The organism is Kineococcus rhizosphaerae, assembly GCF_003002055.1.
GTDB lineage: Bacteria > Actinomycetota > Actinomycetes > Actinomycetales > Kineococcaceae > Kineococcus > Kineococcus rhizosphaerae.
Map to the genome: position 1 here is coordinate 16640 of NZ_PVZF01000002.1, position 16978 is coordinate 33617.

Consider the following 16978-nt stretch of genomic DNA (forward strand, 5'->3'; position numbering starts at 1 on the left):
GGGTTCGCACTGGGCCCGGGGGAGGGGTCAGCCCTTGACGCGGGCGTACTCGTCGAGGGCGACCCGGCGCTCCTCGGCGTGGTCGACGATGCGCTCGGGGTACCCGTGCGCGTAGCCGTCGGCCGCCTCCCAGGGCGTGTGGGCGACCTTGCCGGGCAGGTGCCGCAGCTCGGGGACGTAGCGGCGGACGTAGTCGCCGTCGGGGTCGAACTTCTGCCCCTGGGTCACGGGGTTGAAGACCCGGAAGAACGGCGAGGCGTCGGTCCCCGACCCGGCGACCCACTGCCAGCCGTGCATGTTGCTGGCCAGGTCGCCGTCGCGCAGCCAGTGCATGAACTCGCGCCCGCCGTGCTGCCACTCCACGTGCAGGTCCTTGACGAGGAAGCTGGCCACGATCATCCGGACCCGGTTGTGGACCCACCCGACCGCCCGCAGCTGCCGCATCCCGGCGTCGACGATCGGGTACCCCGTGCGGCCCTCGGCCCAGGCGCGGAACTGCTCACCGGGTTCGGCGTAGCGCAGCCCGGCCAGCTGCGGCTTGTAGTACTCGCGGGCGGTGTCGGGCCGGTTCCACAGGACGTCGGCGTAGAAGTCGCGCCAGCACAGCTCGGTGCGGAACATGTCCGCACCGGCGGACCGCTTGCGCCGCAACCCGGCCAGCAGGGTCCGCGGGTGCAGCTCGCCCCACTTCAGCGCGTGCGAGAGCTGGGAGGTGCCGTCGTGGTCGGGCCGGTTCCGCTCCTCGCCGTAGCCGGCGACGGCGTGCTCGAGGAAGTCCTCCCACCGCTCGTGGGCGGCCCGCTCGCCGGCCTCGGGCAGCTCCAGGTCGCCCAGGTCGGGTTCGGCCGGCCAGTGCGCGCCGTCGACGCCCTCGCCCTCGCCGACCCAGGTGACGCGCCCGGGGTCGTCGGCCGGTGCGGGCCAGCCGTGCTCGTTCCACGCGCGCGAGAAGGGGGTGAAGACCTGGAACGGCTTGCCGGAGCCGTTGAGGATCGTGCCCGGGCCGATGGCGTAGGGGGTGCCGGTGCGCACCAGTTCGCGCTCGTGCCCGGCCAGGGCCTGCTCCACGGCGTCGTCGCGGCGGCGGCCGTACGGACCGGCGTCGGCCGTGACGTGCACGCGGCGCGCGCCGACCCGGGCCGCCGCGCGCGCGACCACGTCGGCGGGGTCACCGCGCTCGACCACGAGCGCACCGCCCAGGTCGGCGTCGAGGGCGCGCAGCGAGCGCAGCAGGTAGGTGCGGCGGACGTCGCCCGAGGGGCCCCACAGGGCGGGGTCGACGACGAACAGGGGGAGGACGTCGCCGTCGGCCGCGGCCGCGAGCAGCGCGGGGTGGTCGCCGAGCCGCAGGTCGCGCCGGAACCACAGGACACTCGTGCTCTTCTCGCGCGCCGCCACGATCGGCGACGCTATCCGCGGTGCGTGCGCACCGCTATCGGGAGCCGTTCGCACCAGCGCGGGGCGGGCGCCCGGCCGGCGGGGTCCCGCGGCGGCGGGTCAGGGGTGCGACCACCGCCCGCGATGTCGGATGATGTGCCCCGTGAGCGATCTCATCGACACCACCGAGATGTACCTCAAGACGGTCTTCGAACTTCAAGAGGAAGGCATCGTGCCGATGCGCGCTCGCATCGCCGAGCGGCTGCACCACTCCGGCCCCACGGTCTCGCAGACCGTGGCGCGCATGGAGCGCGACGGCCTCCTGCACGTGGGGACCGACCGGCGCCTGGAGCTCACCGAGGCGGGGACGACCAAGGCCATGCGCGTCATGCGCAAGCACCGCCTGACCGAGCGTCTGCTGACCGACGTCATCGGGCTGGAGTGGAGCCTCGTGCACGAGGAGGCGTGCCGCTGGGAGCACGTCGTGTCCGAGGAGGTCGAGAAGCGGCTCGTGGCGATCCTGGACCACCCCCACTTCGACCCGTACGGCAACCCGATCCCTGGGCTGACGGAACTGGGGGAGGACGTCGACTCCGAGGCCTTCCGCTCCGGCGTCAAGCCGCTGACCGCCCCCGACGTCGAGGGCCGGCCGGTCGTCGTGCGCCGGCTGGGCGAGCCCCTGCAGACCGACGTCCCGCTGCTGGTCCGGTTCCGCGAGGCCGGTCTGGTCCCGGGCGTCGAGGTCGTGGCGAAGCCGTCGGCGACGGGGGTCGAGGTCTCGATCGGCGACGTCGTGATCGACCTCACGGCGGCCGAGGCCGGGCACATCTTCGTCGCCCCGCGCTGAGCCCGTGGACGGTCCCGGCGTGAGCACGGTGTGACCAGGATCTCCCCAGCACCACCCGCACGGCCCCCGGGCCGGGCCACGACCGGCTGGTCGTGACGCCCGGTGCGGGGGCCGTCGCTCGTCCGGCGCTCACCCAGATCGGCGTTCGGTGCCTGGTCGTCACTGTGCGTATATCACTGTCGACCACCTGTCACACGCCCGGCACCTGTTCGTCACCGGGTCGTGACATCCAGGTCGCGAACGGGTTATGGTCCACCCGCCACCACGTCAACGCACGCGGTAGCCCTCGCACGGACGCCGAGCCCTGCCACCGCGACGAGGTCCCCGAGACAGCTCATGGCAGGGGTGGGGGAACCACGTTTCCCGGGCGAGACCCGACCAGCCGGTCGAGTCGAGTCCTTGGGGTGAAGCCGGTGCGAACCGGCCGGGCGATACTCCCGCCCGAACCCGACAGCTCACCTCGCAGGCGTCGGAGAGGCCACCACCTTGACGACTCGCGTCCAGGCGCGCCACCGCGCCGCCGTCCGTCCCCTCACGCCCCTGACCGATCTGTCGGACAGCGTCGCCCGCACCGCCGGAGGAGCCGCTCGCAGCGGTGCCGTGGCGCTCGCGGCCGGTGGTCTGCTCGTCTCGATCGCCCTGCCCGCCGGCGCCGCCCCCCAGGCCGCGCCCGCCGCGGTCGACACCAGCGTCGGCACGGTCACCACCGCCGTGCCCGCCGCCTTCGGCAGCACCGCCGCCGGTGTCGTCTCCGCCCCGGCCACCGTCGCCGCCCCGGCCACGACCGTGACCTTCGCCAGCGCCCCGGTCGCCGCCGTGGTCGCCGCCCCGGTCCTGGTGCGCTCCACGCGCTCGGCCGACACCGCCCCCGCCGTCGCCTCCAGCGTCGACGAGAGCGCCATCGCCGCCGCGTCCGCTCCGGCTCCCGCCGCGCTCGCCGCCCCCGTGGCCGTGGAGGCCCCGGCTCCGGCGCCCGCCCCGGCCCCGGCGCCCGCTCCCGCCCCCCTCGGCCAGCGGATCCTCGAGGTCGCCGACGACTACGCCGGTGTCCCCTACGTCTACGGCGGCACCACGCCCTCCGGGTTCGACTGCTCCGGCTACACGAGCTACGTCTACCGCCAGATCGGCGTGAACATCCCCCGCACCGCGGCCGCCCAGAAGAACGCCGCCCAGACGATCTCGCGCGGCGCAGCCGTCCCCGGCGACCTCGTCTTCTTCTCCAGCGGGTCCGGCCGGGCCTACCACGTCGGCATCTACGCCGGCGGCAACATGATGTGGGACGCCCCCCGCACCGGCAAGCCCGTCCAGCTGCGCGCCATCTGGACCGACGCCGTCAGCTTCGGGCGCCTCGCGCCCACCGCCTGAGCGCACCCGCACCACCCGACCGCCGGTTCCCGGGGACTCCTCCCCGGGGGCCGGCGGTCGTGCGTTCCGCGGGGGCGTGCCGACTCGTCGACGGGGCCGTGGGCGGAGTCGGCCCCGGGAGGACGCTCCGGGTGCCCGACCGCCCGTGACCGCTCGTGCACGACAGGGCGGTCACGGGAAAGACCCTCGCGGCCGTCCACCGGCGACCGCTCGGACGCCGGGATGACCGTGACGTCGACCCGGTCGATCGAAGGCCGCCTCGTCGAGGTCAGGCAGTGGGTGCTTCCCGGGGGACGACGCGCTCTTGCCGCAAGGAGCTGACACGGGCGATCAGCTCGAAGTCCTTGTCCAGGTGCAGGAGCGTCAGTTCGTGCTCGATGGCCGTGGCTGCGAGCAGGAGGTCCACCGGACCTGGTGCCCGGTGCCACCCCTGGTGGGTGAGACGTTCCTGCAGGTCTTGTGCGCGGACGCTGATCTCAGTGCTGACCTCGATGACGGTCATGGCCTCGGTGACGTCGGCGATGACCTCGCGGTAGTCCTGAGGAGAACGGGCGGAGAACCCGATCTCCAGCACGCTGGGTCGGGCGATGCTCAGCAGGTCCTCGCGCAGGAGATCGTTCAGCCGGGCGGCCACGACCGGTTGGTGCCAGCGGGCGTGGGCGGACTTGTCGAGCAGGAAGCTCACGCAGCGCCTTGCGTTCGACCGTCGGTGCCCGGTGCCTCGGTGTCCTCACCGGTGGCCTCCGGGTGCTCTTGGAGGAGGGGGGCGAAGTAGCCGCTCTCACCGCGGGTGATGAGGCGTTCGGCGGCAGCGCGGCGACGTTCTTGGCGCAGGGTGGTGCGCAGGGCGGCTTCGACGGTGTCGCGCTTGGTGGTCGTCCCGGTGATGGCGGCCACCTGAGCCAGCAGGTCGTCGTCGATGTCGATGTGTGTCTTGCTCATGGCGGACCTCCTCGGTGTGTACATGTCGAGGGTAGCTGATGTACATGTGGGTGGTCGTGACTGCAGCGCTGGCCGTGGGCGTGGGGTGCTGGTGGGCGTGAGACGTGCCCGGCGCACGACCTGACCAGCGCGATGATCGTGCACCCGCGCACCGCGGGATGACCGTGAAGTCGCCAGGTGCTCGTGCCGGCCTCGAGGTCGGTGGTTCCCGGGTCTGCACGCATCGTGTGGCTTCGCCGGGCATCGTCGAGGCTGAGCCGATGACGGTCGAGGCTGTCCTGGTGCTGGTCGGGGTGGTGCTGGTGGTCATCGCGCTCTCCACCCGCGCGGTGCTGCGTCTGCGCCGACGCGCGGTCCCGATGACACCCTGCGCGCAGGCCGGGAGGAAGAGGTCGAGGGCAAGGCCGCGGCGCTGCGGTCGATGGGGCGCAACACGTGGGTGTGCGGGAGCAGCGGCGGGGTCTGAGCCTGCCGGAGATCTTCTGGCACACGCCCCTTCAGCCCGGGATGTCGAAGGCGCGCGTCAGGCGGGTCGACCGGCAGCAGGGTGGCACGACCGTTCGTCCGGACAGTTGGCTCAGGCGACGCCAGGTGATCGACCGCTCCTCGGCGAGACCGCGCCGTCGTCGAGCACACCACCCGCCGGGAGGGCCCTCCCGGCGGGACGTCCACGACCGGGACCTCCCGGAACGGGAGCCGGTGCGTCCCGCCGCCGGGGAACCTCGCCCCCGCCCCGGAGATTCACGGGAAAGTTGCTGACTCACGCACCTCGCGCGACGTACCCTCCCTCCAAGGACGACACCAGCGACCGGACGCACGGAGCGGGAGGGCCGATGACCACGAGTCCGATCGGCGCGACCCCCGGACGGGGGACAGCGATACCCCACGGCCAGTTCGCTGCGCAGGGAGTGGGGCACCACCGCGTGCACCACCACCATGTGACCGTCGTCGCTCTCAGAGGCGCCTCTCCCGTCGGGGAAGGCGCCTCTTGTCGTCTCAGGAGGTGGATGTGCGCACGCTCGTGCTGAACGCCGGCTACGAACCCCTCGCGGTGGTGTCCTTCCGCAGGGCCCTGGTCCTGGTGCTGAACGGGAAGGCGTCGGTGGTCCTGGCCGACGCCGAGGACCCCGTCGTGGGCGCCACGGTGAGCCTGGAACGGCCCTCCGTCATCCTCCTCACCCGCTACGTCCGCGTCCCGCGCGGACAGGTCGTCCCGGTGAGCCGGCGCGGGGTCCTGCGCCGCGACCACCAGCGGTGCGCCTACTGCCGCGGCCACGCCACGACCATCGACCACGTCCTGCCCCGCAGCCGCCGGGGCCCGGACACGTGGGAGAACCTCGTCGCGGCGTGCGTGCGCTGCAACAACGCCAAGGGCGACCGGACGCCGGAGGAGATGGGCTGGCACCTGCCGTTCCGTCCCGCCGCCCCCCGCGGGGCGTCCTGGGCCGTGCGGGGGGCCGAGCAGCCCGACCCGCGCTGGGACGAGTTCCTCGCCACCGCCGCCTGAGCGCGCCCGAAAACCGGGGGCACCGCACCGGTCCGCCTCGCTAGCGTCGACGGGAGCCGCGGCACACCGCCGCGGTTCCCGCCGTCCCAGGAGGACCCGTGACGAGCCCGGCCGTCCGGCCGACCCTGTCCCTGCGCCGTCTCGCCGGCCCCGTCGCGACGGGTGCGCTCGTCCTCGGGGTGCTGGCCGCCGTGGGGGAGACCCTCGGCGCCGTCGTCGTCGGCCGGCTCGCGCAGGCCCCCGGGGCCGGGCTCCTGCTCGTCCTGGCCGTCCTCATCGTGGGGGCCAGCGCCCTCGACACCCTCGGGCGCGTCGCCCTGGCCACCGCCGTCGGCCGCGCCGAGGGTGCGCTGCGCACCGACCTGCTCGCCGCGGCCTTCGCCCAGCCCCTGCCCGTCCTCGGCGAGCAGGCCGTCGGGGAGGTCATCGACCGCGTCGACGACGACCCGCGCCAGCTCGCCACCCTCGTGCGCGACGCCGTGTGGCAGCTGGGCCGCGGCACCCTGCGGTGCCTGCTCGGCTGGGTCGTCGCCGGGCTCGTCTGGTGGCCCGCCTGGATCGCGTTCCCCGTCGTCGCCGCCGTCGTCTGGCTCACCGTGCGCCGCCTCACCGCCGTCCTCGTGCGCCGCAAGGTCGCCGAGGAGGTCGCCTGGACCGACCACGCCGCCCAGCTGGAGGAGGCCGTCGCCGGCCGCGACGACGTCCGCTCCAGCCTCGGCCAGCCGCACGTCGTGCGCCGCTACGCCGCCCTGGCCGCCGAGGTCCTCGACCGCGTGCGCGCCACCACCACCGTCTCCGCGGCCGTCGCCCGGCGCACCATCGTCGTCCTCGCCCTGCTGTGCTCGGCGGTCGTCGTCGGCGGGGTCTGGCTCGTCGGCGAGGGCCGGATGTCCGTCGCGGTCCTGGTCACCGTCTGGCTGCTGTGCTCCGGCTTCGCCGGGGACGTGACCGAGATCAGCGAGCGCCTGCCCGAGGTCCAGGCCGGACTCGGTGCGGTGCAGCGCATCCGCTCGCTGCTGGCGGCCCCGGCCGAACCCGCCGGAGGAGAACCGGTCCCCGACGGACCGCTCGGCGTGCAGTTCCGCGACCTCACCTTCCACCACGGGGACCCCGACGAGGACGGCTTCCGCCTCGACGCCGTCACGTTCACCGTGCCCGCCGGCACGACCTGCGCCCTCGTCGGGCGCAGCGGGTCCGGCAAGTCGACCCTGGCGGCGCTGCTCTCCCGCGCCCTCGAGGTGCCCCGCGGGGCGCTGTTCCTCGGCGGGACCGACGTCACCGACCTCGACCTCGCCGACCTGCGCCGCACCGTCGGCGTCGTCACCCAGCGCACCGAGATCCTCACCGGCACGCTGCGGCAGAACATCACCCTCGACGCCGACGTCCCCGCCGCCCGGGTCGACCTCGCCGTCGCCACGCTCGGCCTGCGCGAGTGGGTCGACGCCCTGCCCGACGGCCTGCAGACCCGCCTCGGGCCCGGCGGCACCACCCTGTCGGCCGGGGAGGAGCAGCTCGTGGCCTTCGCCCGCCTCCTCGTGCGCGACGTGCGCGTCGTCGTCCTCGACGAGGCGACCGCGCGCATGGACCCCGTCACCGAGCACCTCGTCACCACCGCCGCGCAGCGCCTGCTCACCGGGCGCACCGGCCTGCTCATCGCCCACCGCCTCTCGACCACCGCCCGCGCCGACACCGTCGCGGTCCTCGACGGCGGACGGCTCCTGCAGCACGGACCCCGCGCCGAGCTCGCGAGCGCCCCCGGCCCGTTCGCCGACCTGCTGCGCGCCAGCGGTCACGACGACGACGGCCCGGGCCTCGACGTGCCGCACCAGGACGTGCTCGTGGCCCGGCCCCGCCGGCCCCGCGACCCCGACCCGGCCCCGCCCCCGGCCCGGCTCGCCCGCGCCGTGCGCACGGCGCTGACCCGGCACAAGGCCTGGGGGATGCTCGGCGCGGGGCTGTTCGCCCTCGTCTCCGTCATCGGGATCTACGGCGTCGTCGTCGGCTGGCTGTGGGGCCTGGTCGTCCAGACCCTGCGCGACGGCGGCACCCTCACCGACGCGTGGCTGCCCGTCACGGCCCTCGTCGTGGAGCTGCTGGCCATCCCGTACGTCCTGTCCGTCGCCCTGCGCGTCTACCCGCTGTGGTGGAACGCCGTCACCCTCGGCACCCGCCTGGCCGTCCTGCGCGGGCAGACCCGTCAGCACCGCCTCGCCCGCGTCCCCGCCGGGGAGGTCGCCGCCCGCTGCCTGGACTCCGAGCGGTTCGTCCTCTACGCCGACCGCTGCGTCGACGTCGTCATCGGGGTCTTCGTCGCCACCGTCACGGCCCTCGTCGCGCGCGACCTGACCGCCGGTGCCGTCGTGGCCGCCGTCATGGTCGGCTCCGCCGCCGTGTCCGTCGCCGGGGCCCCCGTCTCCGGGCGCCGGGGCCGGACCGCCGGGGACGCGCGCGCCGTGTTCGGCCGCGACCTCGGCTCGGCCGTCGACGCCGCCCGCACCGTCAAGCTCGCCGCCGCCGTCGGTGACGTCCTCACCCACCTGGCCCGCGTCGACGAGCGCCGTGTGCGCGCCTCCGTCGCGGAGTTCCGGGTCCGGGCCCTGCTCGAGGGCGTGCCCGGCGTCCTCGTGCAGACCGGGGTCGTCGCGACCTGGGCCCTGCACCTGGCCGGCTGGTGGACGCTGGCCGACGCCCTGCTCGTGTCCACCGCCGTCGCCGGCGCCTCCTACTACGGCACCGTCGCCGGGGCCGTCATCACCGAGGCCCCCGTCGCCCGCACCTGGCTGTCGGCGGTCACGGCGCTCGCGGGCACCGAGGACGTCGTGCGGGTGCCGGCCGGCGTCGACCTCGTCCGCGGCACCGCGCCCGCCCCGCCGCTGCCGCCCAAGCAGGGGTTGCGCCGCTTCAGTGTCACGGGGTTCAGTGCCGTGCACGACGACGGCACCGTCGGCGTCGAGGACGTCGACCTGGAGGTCGAGGCGGGCGAGCTGGTCCTGCTCACCGGCCGCGTCGGGTCGGGCAAGTCGTCGTTGCTGGCGGCGCTGGCGGGGCTCGTCGACCACGAGGGGACGGTGCGCTGGAACGGGTCCGACGTCGCCGACCCGCAGACGTTCCTGCGCCCGGGCCAGGTCAGCTACGTGGCCCAGGTGCCCCGGGTGCTGTCCGGCTCGTTCGCCGACAACGTCGCCCTCGACCACGCCCACGCCCGGGCGCTGGCCGGGTTCGCGGTGCGCGACGCCCGGCTCGAACGGGACGTCGCCGACGCCGGCGGGCACGACGCGCTCGTCGGGCACCGCGGGGTGCGTTTGTCCGGCGGCCAGGTCCAGCGCCTGGCCCTGGCACGGGCCCTGGCCACCGGGGCGGACCTGCTGGTGGCCGACGACGTGTCCTCCGCGCTCGACGCGCGCACGGAGCTGGAGCTGTGGGAGTCGCTGCGCGACCGCGGGACCACGGTCATCGGGTCCAGCTCGAAGCGCTCGGCACTGCTGGCCGCCGACCGGGTCGTCGTCCTGACCGACGGCCGGGTCGCCGCGGTCGGGCCGTGGAAGGAGCTCGAGGCGGACTGGGGGCACCTGGCGGGGTAGTCCCTCCGGCCCGGCGGGGTGCGACCGGGGGCGGACGCGGCCCGGCGTCGCGGGTGCCAGGCTTGGCCCATGACACAGGGCAGGGACGAGAACAGGTGGCAGGGCGAGTCGGTCGACTCCGTGCTGCGCAAGCTGCTGGCGCAAGGGCGGCTGGACCCGCAGGCCGAGCGGCTCGCCGAGCAGGGCATCGACCGGTTGCGGTCGTTCTTCGGCGCGGCGACGGGACCGGCGCAGGCGCCCGAGGAGGCCGAGGTCGCCGACGTCGAGGTGGCCGACGTCGAGGTGGCCGAGGCGTCGGAGGTCCCGGGGGGACGGAGCATGCTCATGCACACGATCCCGCTGGCCGACGGCACCCGCGTGGAGGTGCTGGTGCCCGAACGGCTGACCCGGGCCGAGGCCGACCGCGTCGCCGGCGTGCTGGGCGCGCTGGCGGTCGAGGAGTGAGCACGGTCGACGTCGAGGTCGACGGTACCGTCCGGCTGGGGCAGTTCCTCAAGCTGGCCGGTGCCGTCGACTCCGGGGGCCAGGCCCGCGAGGTGCTGCAGGCCGGGGAGGTCACGGTCAACTCCGAACCCGAGGACCGCCGGGGGCGTCAGCTCTCCGACGGGGACGTCGTGGCGCTGGGGGAGGGGTCCTGGCGGGTCCTGGTCAACTGACCCTCACGTGAGTACCCGCACGGGATCGCCTGCGGCCCAGGCGGTCACGTCCTCGACGGCGTCGGCGTACATGCGCTCGTAGGACGGTTCGGTGACGTACCCCAGGTGCGGGGTCAGGACGGTGCGCGGGGCGCTGCGCAGCGGGTGGCCGGCGGGCAGCGGCTCGACGTCGAACACGTCGAGGCCCGCGCCGGCGATCGTCCCGGCGTGCAGCGCCGCCACCAGGGCGTCGGTGTCGACGATCGGCCCGCGCGAGGTGTTCAGCAGGAACGCGGTGGGTTTGCACAGGGCCAGTTCGCGCGCGCCGATCAGCCCCCGGGTCCGCTCGGACAGCCGGGTGTGGATCGAGACGACGTCGCTGCGGCGCAGCAGGTCGTCCTTCCCGACGGGGTCGACGCCGAGGTCGCGGGCGTGCGCGGGGTCGAGGTGCTGCGACCACGCCAGCACGCGCATCCCGAACGCCTGCGCGATGCCGGCGACCTTCGCCCCCAGCCGCCCGAGGCCGATCGTGCCGAAGGTCAGGCCCTCCAGCGTCAGCCCCAGCCCGGTCTGCCAGCGCCCGGCGCGCAGGGCCGCGTCCTCGGCCGGGATCCGCCGCACCAGCGCGAGCAGCAGCCCGAAGGTCAGCTCGGCGGTGGGGTTGCCCACCATCCGCGTGCCGCAGACCACGACACCGTGCCCGCGGGCGGCGTCCAGGTCGATCGCGGCGTTCGCCGTCCCCGTCGTCACGAGCAGCCGCAGGTCCGGCAGGCCGGCGAACTCCGCCGCGCCGAACGCCGTCCGCTCGCGCATCGCGACGACCACCTCCACGCCGGACAGCCTGTCCCGCAGCGCCTCCGGTGCCAGGTGCTCGTGGACGAAGTCGACGTCGAGACCGGACCAGTCCGCGCAGCGGTGCGCGACGCGCTGGTAGTCGTCGAGGACGGCGACCCTCACGCGCCGCTCACCGGCCCAGCCCGTCGAGCGCGGACATCTCCTCGGCGGACAGGGCGAAGCCGTCGACGTCGCGGTTGCGCGCCTGCCGGCCCGGGTCGCCGGACTTCGGGATGGCGATCACCCCGTGCTGGACGTGCCAGCGGATGACGACCTGCTCGGCGCTGACGCCGTGCGCCCGGGCGATCCCCGTCAGGACGGGGGCGTCGAGCGGGGTCGCCTTGAACGGCGAGTAGCCCTCCAGCACGACACCGCGCTGCCGGTGGCCCTCCAGGAACGCCGCGTCGAACAGCGCCGGACCCCACCTCACCTGGTTGACGGCGGGGGTGACACCGGTGGCGGCGGTCAGCTCGTCCAGCTGGTCCAGGGAGTAGTTGCTCACCCCGACCGCCCGGACGCGGCCGGCGGCCTGCGCGGCGACGAGCTGCTCCCACACGTCCGGGCGGGCCTGCCCGCCCGGCGGCCAGTGGACGAGCCACAGGTCCAGGACGTCCACGCGCAGCAGCCGCAGGCTCCTGTCGCAGAACTCCTGCTCGCGCCCGGCGTCCTGCTGGCGCAGCTTGGTCGTGATCCGCACGTCGTCGAGCCCGGAGTCGGCGACCGCGCGGCCGACCTCGTCCTCGTTCTCGTACATCGTCGCGGTGTCCAGCAGGCGGTAGCCGGCCTCCAGGGCGCTGCGCAGCGAGCGGTAGCCGGCCTCGCCGCGCAGGCCGTACGTGCCCAGGCCCACCAGGGGCAGGTCGAGGACCCCGTCGCGGGCGCGGACGGGGGTCGTCAGGGTGCTCACCCGCACGACGCTACGGCCGCCCGTCGCGGCCCGCAGCCGCCAGCACCGCCTCACCCACCGCGTCGGCCACCGCCCCGGGGGCCAGCTCGGGGATCCAGTGACCCGTGTCGAGGTCGACGCGCCGGTACGGGCCGCGGACCAGCCCGGCGGTCCGCGCGACGGCGGTGGCCGAGTAGAACGGGTCGCGCAGGCCCCGCAGGTACGTCACGGGGACGGTGACGGGGCCCACGGGACCGGCCAGGGGCAGGGCCCGGTACCAGGCCAGGGCGCCGGTGAGGCTGCCCGGGGCGAGGTGACGCCGGGCGTACCCGTCGGCCAGCGCCGCGGGCAGCCCGCTGCGCCGCAACGCCTGCGACAGCACGGCCCCGCGGCGGGCCAGCAGCACGCGCTCGGGCAGCCGCGGCAGCAGGAAGAACCCCAGGTAGGCCGAGCGCAGCGGCTGCGTCGAGCGGGTCATCGCCGCGCCGAACGCCGCCGGGTGCGCCTGCGAGAGCACCGTCAGGGACACCAGGCGCCCGGGGTGGCGGGCCGCGAACGCCCACGCCACGACCCCGCCCCAGTCGTGGCCCACGAGGTGCGCGCGCCGCACCCCGGCCGCGTCCAGCAGCGCCAGCACGTCGGCGACCAGCTCGCCCAGGGCGTGGTCGCGGCGGTGCGGGGGACGGGCGGTGGGGCAGTAGCCGCGCTGCTCGGGGACCAGCACGCGCAGGCCCCGCGCGGTCAGCAGCGGGGTCACGGCCGCGTACGCCTCCGGTCCCTGCGGGAAGCCGTGCAGGCACACCACCACGTCACCGTCGGGCGGGCCGTCGTCGAGCACGGAGAACGTCAGGCCGTCCCGGGCGAAGCTGCGCACGGACCCAGCCTGCGGCCGGGGAGGGCCGGGGGCGCGCTCGGAGGGATTCGAACCCCCAACCAACCGGGTAGAAGCCGGTCGCTCTATCCGTTGAGCTACGAGCGCAGGGCCGGCCGGAGCCGACGCGGCCCAGCCTAGCGAGCGCGGGGCGTCCGGGCGCGCGCCGCGGGGTGCTCACCGCGGATTGGCGGGGTCCGGGGGCACCTCGACTAGGCTCCCTGCGTGGCGGAATTCATCTACGTGATGTCCAAGGCTCGCAAGGCGCACGGGGACAAGGTCATCCTCGACGACGTCTCCATGTCGTTCTTCCCCGGCGCCAAGATCGGCGTCGTCGGCCCCAACGGCGCGGGCAAGTCCAGCGTCCTGAAGATCATGGCGGGGCTGGACCAGCCCTCCAACGGTGAGGCCCGCCTCTCGCCGGGCTACAGCGTCGGCATCCTCATGCAGGAGCCGGCCCTCGACGAGACCAAGACCGTCCTGCAGAACGTCCAGGACGGCCTCGGTGAGCTCAAGGTCAAGATGGACCGCTACAACGAGATCACCGGCCTGTTCGAGGACCCCGACGCCGACTTCGACGCCCTCATGGCCGAGATGGGCACCCTGCAGGAGGAGCTCGACCACGCCAACGCGTGGGACATGGACTCCCAGCTCGAGCAGGCCATGGACGCCCTGCGCTGCCCGCCCGGCGACGCCGACGTCTCGGTCCTGTCCGGCGGGGAGAAGCGCCGCGTGGCGCTGTGCAAGCTGCTGCTGGAGGCGCCCGACCTGCTGCTGCTGGACGAGCCCACCAACCACCTCGACGCCGAGTCCGTCACGTGGCTGGAGCAGCACCTGGCCAAGTACGCCGGCGCCGTCCTGGCCGTCACCCACGACCGCTACTTCCTCGACAACGTCGCGCAGTGGATCCTCGAGCTCGACCGCGGCCGCGCCTACCCCTACGAGGGCAACTACTCCACCTACCTGGAGAAGAAGGCCGCGCGCCTGTCGGTGCAGGGCAAGAAGGACCAGAAGCTCGAGAAGCGCCTCAAGGAGGAGCTCGAGTGGGTCCGGTCCAACGCCAAGGGCCGCCAGACCAAGTCCAAGGCGCGCCTGGCCCGCTACGAGGAGATGGCCGCCGAGGCCGAGCGCACGCGCAAGCTCGACTTCGAGGAGATCCAGATCCCGGCCGGTCCGCGCCTGGGCTCGGTCGTCATCGAGGCCAAGGACCTCAAGAAGTCCTTCGGCGACCGCACCCTCATCGACGGTCTTTCGTTCTCCCTGCCGCGCAACGGCATCGTCGGCGTCATCGGCCCCAACGGCGTCGGCAAGACGACGCTGTTCAAGACGATCGTCGGCCTGGAGCAGCTCGACGGCGGCGAGCTGAAGATCGGCGAGACGGTCAAGCTGTCCTACGTCGACCAGTCCCGCGGCGGCCTGGACCAGGGCAAGACGCTGTGGGAGACCGTCTCCGACGGCCTGGACTACATCCAGGTCGGCAACCAGGAGATGCCCTCGCGCGCCTACGTCTCGGCGTTCGGGTTCAAGGGCCCGGACCAGCAGAAGCCCGCGGGCGTGCTGTCCGGTGGTGAGCGCAACCGCCTCAACCTGGCGCTGACGCTCAAGGAGGGCGGCAACGTCCTGCTCCTGGACGAGCCCACGAACGACCTCGACGTCGAGACCCTCGGGTCGCTGGAGAACGCCCTGCTGGAGTTCCCCGGCTGCGCCGTCGTCGTCAGCCACGACCGGTGGTTCCTCGACCGCGTCGCGACCCACATCCTGGCCTACGAGGGCACCGAGGAGAACCCGGCGAACTGGTACTGGTTCGAGGGCAACTTCGCCGGCTACGAGGAGAACAAGGTCGCCCGCCTCGGCCCGGACGCCGCCCGTCCGCACCGCGTGACGTACCGCAAGCTCACCCGCGACTGAGCCGTTGCGGCACGTTGTCCAGCGCTGCGCGCTGGCTCCATCCCCGGTCCCGTTCAAAGGGACCGGGGAGTCAACGTGCCGAAACCGGTCCCCTCAGCCGGCAGGCAGGTAGCGCCGGGTCGTCGTCCCGTTGAGCTCGAAGTCGCCGATCGCGCGGCGGCGGTGGATCGCCGGGTTGTGGGTGGCGATGGTGCGGGCGTTGCGCCAGTGCCGGTCCAGGCCGAGGTCCACGTCGACGGCCGAGGCGCCGCCCACCTCGAACAACCGGGCCGTCGCGTCGACGACCAGGGGCAGCACGACCTGCTGGGCCCGGTACACCTCCAGCTGCGCGCCCGCCAGCAGCGAGGAGTCCCCGCGCAGGTGCGCGTGCAGCGCCGCGTCGAGGGTCCGCGCGGCCTGCAGCACGATCGCCCGGGCCGCCGAGGCCGCGCTCGAGAGGGCACCCACCTCGGCCTGGACCAGGTGGTGCTCGCGCGGTAGCGCCTCCCCGGCGTACCCGAAGATCCGCCGCCGGCCGCGCACGTACTCGACGGTGTCGTCCAGGGCCGCGAACCCGATGCCGGCCACCACGGCCAGCAGCACGTTCTGGAAGAACCCCAGCGCGTACGTCTGCAGGTCGTCGTCGGGGTCGATGGTCCGCACGTGGCCGGGCTCGACCGCGACGTCGGTGAACGTCGTGGTGCCGCTGCCGGTCAGCCGCTGACCGAACCCCTTCCAGTCGTCGACGACCTCGACCCCGGGCGCCCTGGTCGGGACGAACACCTGCACGCTGACGTCGCCGAAGGCGGCGGAGGTGTCGATCCAGTCCGCGTAGATCGACCCGGTCGTGTAGAACTTGCGGCCGTCCAGCCGCAGCCCGGCGTCGGTCTCGCGCAGGACGGTCGACAGGTCCGAGGTGGCCGAGGCCTCCGAGACGGCGTTGCCGACGAGGTCGCCGGCCAGCACCCGGGCCCACCACGCCTCGCGCACCGCCGGGTCGGGCTCGAAGTACTGCTTCTCCACGAACGCCAGGTGCCCGCGGAAGACGTGCGCGACGTTCGCGTCCGCGCGCGCGAGCCGGATCAACCGGTCGAACAGCGTCTCCAGGTCGGCGCCCTCACCGCCGGCCGAGGCCGGGACGTGGGCGTTGGGGAAACCCGCCGCGGCCAGTTCCCGGACCAGCGCCGTGGGCAGCTCCCGGTCCCGTTCGCGCTGCGCGGCCCCGGCCCGCACCCGCGCGAGGAGGTCCTCGAAGGTCTTCTCGTCCATCGTCGGGTCGTTCGTGGTCGCAGGCACCGGGACACGGTGCCACACGGGCGCGGCGGGCCCGTCAGCTCCGGGGGACGCGGACCATGCCCTCCTGCGCCACGGTCGCGACGAGCCGGCGGTCCCGGTCGTACATCCGGCCCGTCGCCAGCCCCCGCGCCCCCGAGGCGTTCGGGCTCTCGGTGACGTACAGGACCCAGTCGTCGGCGCGGGCCGGGCGGTGCCACCACATCGCGTGGTCCAGGCTCGCCACGCTCATCCCCGGCGTCGCCCACGCCAGCCCGCCGCGGCGCAGGACCGGTTCGAGGATGCTCAGGTCACTGGCGTAGGCCAGCGCCGCGCGGTGCAGCAGGTCCGGTCCCGGCAGCGCACCCTCCAGGCGCACCCAGACCGACTGCCGCGCAGGGCGTCCAGGGTCGGGGTCGGTGTACACGGTCGGCTCGACGTGGCGCACCTCGACGTGCCGGCCCCGGCCCATCTGACGGGCCATCGGGTGCTCGGAGGCGTCCAGCACCTCCAGGTCGCTGCGCAGCTCCTCGGGGTCGGGGACGTCGGGGGCCGGTTCGGCGTGGTCCAGGCCGTCGGCGGGGGTCTGGAAGGAGACGATGCCGGACAGGATGGGCACGCCGTTCTGGGTGGCCTGCACGCGGCGGGCCGAGAACGAGCGGCCGTCGCGCAACCGCTCGACGGCGAACGCGACGGGCACCTGCGGGTCGCCCGGGCGCAGGAAGTAGGCGTGCAGGGAGTGCAGGGCGCGGTCCTCGGCGACGGTGCGCCCGGCGGCGACCGCGACCTGCCCCAGCACCTGGCCCCCGAACAGCCGGGCCCGCCAGTGGGGCAGGTTCGGCCCGGTGAACACGTCGAGCGCGTCGGCGGCCGGTTGCACGTCCAGGACGTCGAGCAGGGGCGAGACCATCACGTCCGCACCGTACCGAGCGAGGGACGCGCCGAGCGCTGGCCCCGGGGCGCCGGTAGCGTCG

General features: G+C 74.4%; 15 protein-coding genes, 1 tRNA gene and 1 riboswitch. Of the genes, 7 read left to right on the plus strand and 9 right to left on the minus strand.

Annotated features, from left to right (window positions below):
* Positions 1-27: 27 nt before the first annotated feature.
* Entirely contained in the window at positions 28-1398 is a 1371-nt protein-coding gene (locus tag CLV37_RS04375; RefSeq protein ID WP_106207555.1) for a cryptochrome/photolyase family protein, read from the minus strand.
* Between the two features lie 142 nt (positions 1399-1540).
* Between CLV37_RS04375 and CLV37_RS04380 the strand changes: the two genes are divergently transcribed.
* Together CLV37_RS04380 and CLV37_RS28790 are read left to right on the plus strand one after the other, a co-directional pair.
* Positions 1541-2224 carry an iron-dependent transcriptional repressor DtxR gene (locus CLV37_RS04380; protein WP_106207557.1) on the plus strand — a complete coding sequence of 228 codons (684 nt, stop codon included), beginning with the start codon at positions 1541-1543 and terminating at the stop codon, positions 2222-2224.
* Between the two features lie 321 nt (positions 2225-2545).
* Positions 2546-2708, plus strand: a riboswitch (cyclic di-AMP (ydaO/yuaA leader).
* A gap of 2 nt (positions 2709-2710) precedes the next feature.
* Complete coding sequence (locus CLV37_RS28790) at positions 2711-3589, plus strand: C40 family peptidase (RefSeq protein WP_106207559.1); 879 nt, start codon at positions 2711-2713, stop codon at positions 3587-3589.
* Between the two features lie 268 nt (positions 3590-3857).
* Here CLV37_RS28790 and CLV37_RS04390 read toward each other — a convergent pair whose 3' ends face one another.
* Positions 3858-4274, minus strand: coding sequence for a PIN domain-containing protein (locus CLV37_RS04390; RefSeq protein ID WP_106207561.1), 417 nt, complete (start codon positions 4272-4274; stop codon positions 3858-3860).
* The gene (locus CLV37_RS04395; RefSeq protein ID WP_106207565.1) at positions 4271-4531 is read right to left on the minus strand and encodes a type II toxin-antitoxin system VapB family antitoxin; all 261 of its coding nucleotides are present in this window, start codon (positions 4529-4531) and stop codon (positions 4271-4273) included. The genes CLV37_RS04390 and CLV37_RS04395 overlap by 4 nt, the downstream gene beginning before the upstream one ends.
* 1009 nt (positions 4532-5540) lie before the next feature.
* Here CLV37_RS04395 and CLV37_RS04400 point away from each other — a divergent pair.
* The 4 genes from CLV37_RS04400 (at position 5541) to CLV37_RS04415 (ending at position 10275) form a co-directional block, all read left to right on the plus strand.
* Positions 5541-6038 carry an HNH endonuclease gene (locus CLV37_RS04400; protein WP_106207567.1) on the plus strand — a complete coding sequence of 166 codons (498 nt, stop codon included), beginning with the start codon at positions 5541-5543 and terminating at the stop codon, positions 6036-6038.
* 98 nt (positions 6039-6136) lie between these two features.
* On the plus strand, positions 6137-9619 hold the full coding sequence (locus CLV37_RS04405) for an ATP-binding cassette domain-containing protein (RefSeq protein ID WP_106207569.1): 3483 nt from the start codon (positions 6137-6139) through the stop codon (positions 9617-9619).
* A 69-nt stretch (positions 9620-9688) separates the two neighbouring features.
* The gene (locus tag CLV37_RS04410) at positions 9689-10063 is read left to right on the plus strand and encodes a hypothetical protein (RefSeq protein WP_146149293.1); all 375 of its coding nucleotides are present in this window, start codon (positions 9689-9691) and stop codon (positions 10061-10063) included.
* A complete protein-coding gene (locus tag CLV37_RS04415; RefSeq protein WP_106207573.1) occupies positions 10060-10275 on the plus strand; it encodes an RNA-binding S4 domain-containing protein in 216 nt (71 codons plus the stop codon). The genes CLV37_RS04410 and CLV37_RS04415 overlap by 4 nt, the downstream gene beginning before the upstream one ends.
* Before the next feature lie 3 nt (positions 10276-10278).
* Here CLV37_RS04415 and CLV37_RS04420 read toward each other — a convergent pair whose 3' ends face one another.
* From CLV37_RS04420 to CLV37_RS04435, 4 genes are all read right to left on the minus strand, one after another.
* Positions 10279-11211 carry a D-2-hydroxyacid dehydrogenase family protein gene (locus CLV37_RS04420; protein ID WP_106207575.1) on the minus strand — a complete coding sequence of 311 codons (933 nt, stop codon included), beginning with the start codon at positions 11209-11211 and terminating at the stop codon, positions 10279-10281.
* A gap of 7 nt (positions 11212-11218) precedes the next feature.
* Positions 11219-11995, minus strand: a complete 777-nt coding sequence (locus tag CLV37_RS04425) for an aldo/keto reductase (RefSeq protein ID WP_211298390.1) — start codon at positions 11993-11995, stop codon at positions 11219-11221.
* Positions 11996-12005: 10 nt separating this feature from the next.
* Positions 12006-12848 carry an alpha/beta fold hydrolase gene (locus tag CLV37_RS04430; protein WP_106207577.1) on the minus strand — a complete coding sequence of 281 codons (843 nt, stop codon included), beginning with the start codon at positions 12846-12848 and terminating at the stop codon, positions 12006-12008.
* 32 nt (positions 12849-12880) lie between these two features.
* A tRNA-Arg gene (locus CLV37_RS04435) sits at positions 12881-12953 on the minus strand.
* Between the two features lie 117 nt (positions 12954-13070).
* On the opposite strand from CLV37_RS04435, the gene ettA reads away from it, so the two are divergent.
* Entirely contained in the window at positions 13071-14753 is a 1683-nt protein-coding gene (ettA, locus tag CLV37_RS04440) for an energy-dependent translational throttle protein EttA (protein ID WP_106207579.1), read from the plus strand.
* Between the two features lie 93 nt (positions 14754-14846).
* On the opposite strand, the gene CLV37_RS04445 is transcribed toward ettA, so the two are convergent.
* Both CLV37_RS04445 and CLV37_RS04450 read right to left on the minus strand, forming a co-directional pair.
* Entirely contained in the window at positions 14847-16028 is a 1182-nt protein-coding gene (locus tag CLV37_RS04445) for an acyl-CoA dehydrogenase family protein (protein ID WP_146149294.1), read from the minus strand.
* Between the two features lie 34 nt (positions 16029-16062).
* The gene (locus CLV37_RS04450) at positions 16063-16914 is read right to left on the minus strand and encodes an acyl-CoA thioesterase (protein ID WP_106207584.1); all 852 of its coding nucleotides are present in this window, start codon (positions 16912-16914) and stop codon (positions 16063-16065) included.
* Positions 16915-16978: the final 64 nt, after the last annotated feature.

What these genes read in the sequence shown, in the direction of transcription:
- CLV37_RS04450 (WP_106207584.1), bottom strand. Translation starts at nt 16,914, where the DNA reads ATGGTCTCGCCCCTGCTCGACGTCCTGGACGTGCAACCGGCCGCCGAC.
- CLV37_RS04410 (WP_146149293.1), top strand. Translation starts at nt 9,689, where the DNA reads ATGACACAGGGCAGGGACGAGAACAGGTGGCAGGGCGAGTCGGTCGAC.
- CLV37_RS04395 (WP_106207565.1), bottom strand. Translation starts at nt 4,531, where the DNA reads ATGAGCAAGACACACATCGACATCGACGACGACCTGCTGGCTCAGGTG.